The organism is Levilactobacillus suantsaii, assembly GCF_004115745.1.
Lineage (GTDB): Bacteria > Bacillota > Bacilli > Lactobacillales > Lactobacillaceae > Levilactobacillus > Levilactobacillus suantsaii.
Genome location: NZ_QXIL01000043.1, coordinates 1 through 6,159, shown reverse-complemented (window position 1 = coordinate 6,159; position 6,159 = coordinate 1). Strand labels below are relative to the sequence as shown.

General features: G+C 41.8%; 6 protein-coding genes. 2 read left to right on the top strand and 4 right to left on the bottom strand.

The window, feature by feature from the left end; all coding sequences use genetic code 11:
- Positions 1-117: 117 nt before the first annotated feature.
- A complete protein-coding gene (locus DXH47_RS11255; RefSeq protein ID WP_225423582.1) occupies positions 118-1,569 on the top strand; it encodes an ATP-binding cassette domain-containing protein in 1,452 nt (483 codons plus the stop codon).
- Positions 1,570-2,037: 468 nt separating this feature from the next.
- Here the strand turns inward: DXH47_RS11255 and DXH47_RS11250 are convergent, their stop codons facing one another.
- A complete protein-coding gene (locus tag DXH47_RS11250) occupies positions 2,038-2,949 on the bottom strand; it encodes an Abi family protein (RefSeq protein ID WP_129033401.1) in 912 nt (303 codons plus the stop codon).
- A gap of 111 nt (positions 2,950-3,060) precedes the next feature.
- The gene (locus DXH47_RS11245) at positions 3,061-3,531 is read right to left on the bottom strand and encodes a cupin domain-containing protein (RefSeq protein ID WP_318531352.1); all 471 of its coding nucleotides are present in this window, start codon (positions 3,529-3,531) and stop codon (positions 3,061-3,063) included.
- A 277-nt stretch (positions 3,532-3,808) separates the two neighbouring features.
- Between DXH47_RS11245 and DXH47_RS11240 the strand changes: the two genes are divergently transcribed.
- A complete protein-coding gene (locus DXH47_RS11240) occupies positions 3,809-4,138 on the top strand; it encodes a type II toxin-antitoxin system HicB family antitoxin (RefSeq protein ID WP_191985853.1) in 330 nt (109 codons plus the stop codon).
- A gap of 83 nt (positions 4,139-4,221) precedes the next feature.
- Here DXH47_RS11240 and DXH47_RS11235 read toward each other — a convergent pair whose 3' ends face one another.
- The gene (locus tag DXH47_RS11235) at positions 4,222-5,103 is read right to left on the bottom strand and encodes a zinc ribbon domain-containing protein (RefSeq protein WP_129033400.1); all 882 of its coding nucleotides are present in this window, start codon (positions 5,101-5,103) and stop codon (positions 4,222-4,224) included.
- 77 nt (positions 5,104-5,180) lie between these two features.
- A complete protein-coding gene (locus tag DXH47_RS11230; protein WP_129033399.1) occupies positions 5,181-6,071 on the bottom strand; it encodes a TcaA 3rd/4th domain-containing protein in 891 nt (296 codons plus the stop codon).
- Positions 6,072-6,159: the final 88 nt, after the last annotated feature.

Sequence of the window (6,159 nt, the reverse complement as noted above, 5' to 3'; positions counted from 1 at the left end):
TTGTTAAACTGATTCATAGGGGAAGACCTCCGTTGATTTGGTTTAGACGCTTATAATCATACGGGGAAGGTCTTCCCTTTTTCAATACTCATTTACACAAAATATTTTACACTCTCTTTGGTCGTGGCAATATATGCAGTTTTTGCGTTAATTTCGTATGTGAAAAGTATTATTGTGAATAAAAATGTGGTAATGATCAATGAGAAGATAAAAACCAATTATGTTTTGCAAACGTTGGCATCACTATCAAGTCGAGATAAAGACTTTGAATCGGAGAATCTGTCCTTTTTTATGAACGATTTAAAATTGTTAGAAACGAACTATTGGCGACAAATATTCTCTCTTCTTGGGGCCGTAGTAACAACCGTGGGGACCTTAGGGTATGCCTTTTACAGTGATGTGAAGTTAGCCTTGATTTTCATTGCTTTTATGGTGATACCATCGATATCACCGAAACTATTCAGTAAGTCAATCCAGAAAAAGACAGAAATGTGGTCGCAAACCAATAAAGGCCTTTCGAGGACGGTTAGAGATCTATTTCATGGTGCGCAACTACTAAAACGATACAAATCGATTAATAATACGTCTTCTTCCCTAAATCAATCAGTCTCAAGAATGGAAAAGTCGAATGCTGGGTTAAATATCCGACTAGCTTTATCAAATTCCGTAATTGGTTTTCTATTTTTCATTTTCTCATACGTCCCAATGGGAATTGGAGTTTATTGGACCATCATCAATAGGATTACTTTATCTCAATTTGTCGCTATCCAGTATTCATCGACCTGGATTCTTAATGGGTTTAATACGATGGTTTCGTCTTACAATACAATTAATGGAACTAAGCAAATAAGGAAAAATATTTTAGAAAAAGAGCAGTTAAAGACAGGGCTAAAAGAGAAATTTAGTCAACCAAGAACGCAACCGTTCAAAGAATTAACCTTGGAAAACGTATCATGTAAATATGATGAGAAGGCTATTTTTTCGCATGTGGATTTAGGTGTCAAATCTGGTGAAAAGGTTTTGATCAGTGGACCATCTGGGATTGGAAAGTCGTCATTGATTAGACTAATTTTAAAGGAACTTAAAATTGATACAGGCACTTTAAGGATTAATGGGGGATCCTATAGCCAAGAAGAGGCTTATGATATATTTGCAGTGGTTGAGCAAAGCCCGGTTGTTTTTGAAAAAAGCATTCTTTACAATGTCACATTAGGTAATAATGCGAGTGATGAGAATGTCGTCTCAGCGCTTTTAGAAGCTGGCCTACCTGAATTTGGAAATTATGAGTCACTACACAAGATAGTAGGAGAGAATGGTCGTAATCTATCTGGCGGACAATTGAAACGGTTGGAAATCGCTAGAGCCTTATTTTTTAACCACAAAGTGTTGCTAGTTGATGAAGGAACTGCATCGTTAGATGTTAAAACTTCAATCCAAATTCATAAATTATTGTTAACGAACAATCAGCTAACAATAATCGAGGTAGACCATCATATCCCGGATCAAATTAGAGACCTGTATACGTCACGATACATTCTGACGAAAGATGGGTTACAAAGAGATTCATAGTATTTTGAAAAGAGAAAGTGCTTTTCTATGCTGGAAGTTAAGATGTACGAAGATTTAGACCGGAATTTAAACTCGGTAAAGATTGCTGATTATTTTGAATTTTCTCAGAAGGTTAACGCAGATGTTGAAACGCAGTAATAAGCAGGGAGAGCACTTGTGTTTTTGCAATTTTTATAATATGGAAACTGCAGAAAAGGTATCAAGAAAAATACAAAGACATGTAATGAACTCAGGACCATTGTCAGCCGTAATTGATTTGATGATGTGTCCATAAGTAATATTTCTAGTTAAATCACCTGGTACCACAGCAGAATTTAGATTTTTCGTTGCCTACGTTTATTTTATGAAGTATTTGGAATAACAAAAATGACCAATTACATTAAGTAATTGGCCATTATAATAACTAGCTTTCGGCAGTACCTAGGCTAGCGACCGGGCGAACCGACCTTTCCTTATTTACAGATATTACTAGTTCATATCGAGATAGTCAATTAAAACGTTAAGTATTCTGAAAAAAGTATTTAGCTGAGTATTGTCTGCATACCAATCATAATGCCTATGAAATCGCTTGATTAGACGTCGACCTTGTCGACAACGATGTTCACTCATCTTTTTACTTTGCAGTGATTTATGAAGATAGAAAAGAGAGACAAGGTCGTTTATTTTGATATCTTGTAAATAGGTACGACTGATGCCAATATATTTGGCCGCTGTTATAACAGGAGCAGATGGGCGACGCAAAAATTCTCTATCTGAGAACAGATTGACTAATAAAGGATTACTGTGAGCGCAAGCATTCCGAATATTTTTACTAAATCGAAGATAGTTCTTAATCTGACGAACTCGTTTTATTTTTTTACGTGAATAATAAAAATCAACAAACATAGATAGCGTTCCAAATGTCATCGTTTCCATAAGTACCCACACAGAAACGTCTTCGTGACGTTTTTTGTAAAAATCATGGAGATATTTATTACTTCCCCAATATTGGATAGTTTGAGAATATTGTGCATGATGCTGTTTCTTAAAATCGGTAACAATGGTGTAACCGTCCTCAGTAGGATCGTTTGAAATTAAATTCAATAGGACGACTTTGATAGCGTGCTCAATATCTAAGGATAGGTCCATCAAATAATCGCGTAGTTGCATATCAATTGATGCAAGGTCGGTTAAATAAGCGAATTCTAGATGGATATATTTACCATGTTCGTCTTTTGGAAAGTTGGATCGATACGATGATAACTTGTAGTAATAATTAATTTTAGTCAGCATATCTTTTGCTTCGGTGGTATTAGAAATAGTAAAGCGGATATTTTTTTGCTTCATATGCTCAATCAATTCAGAAGTACTTTTCATCTGCTTACGGTGATGGGCTGACATTAACTGTTACCTTCTCTCTTATAAAAAATATATTCTACCAATTGAAATTAAGACGATTTAAAACTAGCAAATAAGCAAGCGTATATTCTTTATTTTAACAATAAAGACCCATCAATCTAACGTTAACCGATTAATGATTTCGCGATAGTCAGGGTATTTTTGAAGTAAGTCTTGTTTGTGCATCAGTTCAAAGTCGTCAAACGTAAAGCCAGGTGCAACAGCACAGCTGACAAGACTAAACGAATCTGGTTTTATAGTTTCAGAACCAAAAATTGTACCTGCGGGAACGTCAAATTGAAATTGTTCGTTGTTGGCAGGATTATTGCCAAGTTTAACAGAGTAGAAACGACCTTCAGGTGAAATGCAGTGGATGGCTAGCGTATTACCTGCATGAAAGTACCATAGTTCGTCACGCGTTAAGCGGTGAAAGTGTGAGACTCTTTGATTATCTAGCAAGAAATAGATGGAAGTGTAGTAGTGTAGTTTTTTAGTTGTTCCCGGTGAGTTAAAAGTATCCTCACTTTTGTATACTTGGCGATACCAGCCGCCTTCGGGATGGGGACTTAAATTTAACTGTTCAATGTAATCTTGCTTATTTATCGATGGCCTCCTGCTTTTGTCGGGGTTAAGATTGAAACGTTGCCTTACTTATATTAAAAGCCTGCTTGCCTTTCGATTATAGTTGAAGGCAAGCAGATTAGCTACGCGAAATTAAGCGTGGCTTTTGTTATTATCTAGCCCTGAACCATAGTGCCCATTATCCATTTAGTTAGTTGAATAAACCAGCAGTTGAAGGTTAGCGGGGGCCTGTGTATAATGACCAACATTATAATAAATGAGAGGTGCACGGATAAAAACTATGAATAACTCAACTAGCGTAACGTATCCCGCTGTCTTGGCGGCTAACGAAGATGATGGCTATACGGTAATATTCCCTGACATTGCGGACGCCGTGACGGGTGGCCGTAGTTTGGGAGAAAGTTTGGTTAACGCCGAGATTACGCTGGGCCGTTTCTTGGTCAACCATCAAGAGGCTTTACCGCAAGCTAGTACGATGACGAGTCTGGCGCACCGTTACCCGACTGATTTCATTCAGTTTGTGGCGGTAGACCTCAATCAAGTGAAACCGCAACCTTGGCAGCACCGCTTAGCCGGGATTGATATCCGGCCCATGAATTTTACTGACTAATCAAAAAAACACCCCTTGATCCTTATCGATTTGATAAGTGATCAAGGGGTGTTTTTAGGTGTTCTTGGATTATGAGTTCGTGGTTAAGCGGGGTAGAAACTCAAACCAGCATCAAGCAGTGCGGTTACGGATCCCAACAATGAGTTTCCAATGAGGCTGGCAGCTAAAAGACCAAAGATTAACAGAACAATGGTCAACGAAATCAAAGCGAGGACCATCGTGTAAAATCGGTCCATGCGGGGTGCAGGAACATCACTGACGATACTAAAAAGAAAGCCCAGGGTCATTAAGACGTTAGACGGAACCAAAACACCCACCAACATTTCCAGTCCAGCTGGATTTCCTTTTCCCGTGATGAGGCAAACGAGAAAGACGATGAGGTTGAACGCTAGAATCAAGTTCGTGAGGGAGGCAAACTGATTGATGTAGTCCAGAAAACCCAGTGGGGTCCCGGGATCGATTAGTCGTCGGAACCCGTACCCAATACTGACATAAATCAGCCAAACTAAGAGTAAGAGCAAGAAGCTGACAAATACAATTTTGGCGATGATGCCATTGAAATTGAGATAAGTATAGGTGGTGCGGGCCAGCGCCAGGCCTTTATTAGCCAGGAGCGTCAGGGAAAGCGTGGTCAAAAGCGCCTCAATCGCGAGGGTCAAGGCGCCAAACCAGCGTCCAGCGCTAGGGAGCGGCGTTGCGGGATGGCGAATCGTCTCGAGCCACCACTGGAAGTAGTTGCCGGAGAATTCTTTAACGCTGGCTAATGATTCCCGGCTAGGCGTCGGTTGTGCCGGGGTCGGTTGGTCCGTTGAGGTCGACTGGTTAGTCACGTTGGTGCTGTCCGCCGCGGATGCAGGTTGTGCAGTGATGGCTGCGATGGCGAATCCACATTTAGGACAGAATTTAGCGTTGGGATTGAGTTGCGCCCCACAATTAGGGCAGAATTTTGATGCTTGAGTGGTCATAGTTAGCCTCCAAAATTAATCTTCTGAGTGATAGTCGCGTAGTTTTTGGGCACCGGAAATGGTGGTAATCTGGTAGTTCATGTCGGTGCTGTCATCGTCACTGGTATCGCGAAGCGACGCCACGTACTGATAGACCTGAACGTGGGCCTCTTCGTCGTCATCATCATTGGCCGTGTTCCAGAACTTATACTTGACCGTGTAGGTGACCAGGCTGCGTCCCTTTGGTCCCGGGGCGATGCCTTGATATCAGTATCAGCCATTTCCGTATAATCGATGTCGTCATCGTCGTTGTAGCCGTGGGCCATGCGGACAAATTGCTGGTAGTTAGTGTTGCTACTCCCGTGGTCGAAGTAGTCCTCATAGGCGTTATCATCATCGTCCGCTTCGTCATCGGGATCCGTCCCAGTCGTCATGTCGTCGACCATCATAAACAGGTTGCTGATGATGTCATCCGCGGTGTCTTCGCTAATCAAGTTACTGTAGTCCAAGGACAAGTCGGCATTGCCATCGTCACCTTTAGCAACCTTCAACGAGGCACTCCGGGCCGTTCCGGCATTCGAGGTGTATTCGGCGTAGAGAGTCATGTTCGGGGACCAGGGCTGGTTTTTCAGCTCATAGTAGCCGTTACTGTCGGCGATGCCCAGTTTTTGACCGTTCATGTAAATGGCCGAGCCGGCAACCGTGTGGACCGTGGCCGTGATGGTGGTCAAGCCAAGGTCGTAAGTCCGACTCTTGGTGATGTGGTAGTCACTACTGTTGATCAGGTGGTGCTTTCCGACCTTCCCGCTGGATTCCAGGTGGTATTCACCGGGGACCAGTGGGCCTAATTGGCGGCTAAAGGTCGAACTGTCGGCCGTGGCCACGGTTTTGTGGTCCAACGAGATCTTGGTGTTGGCGTGGTTCGTCGTGACCCGAGGATAAATCGGGGTGACTTGAATCTGGTACTTCGGGAAGAGACGAATTGTCAAATCAAGTGTAACTTTTTACCGAAGAAAACTTCAGATGGTGTCTTCCAGCCTAAGACCTTACGGGGGCGATTATTTAAATTCCTGACAA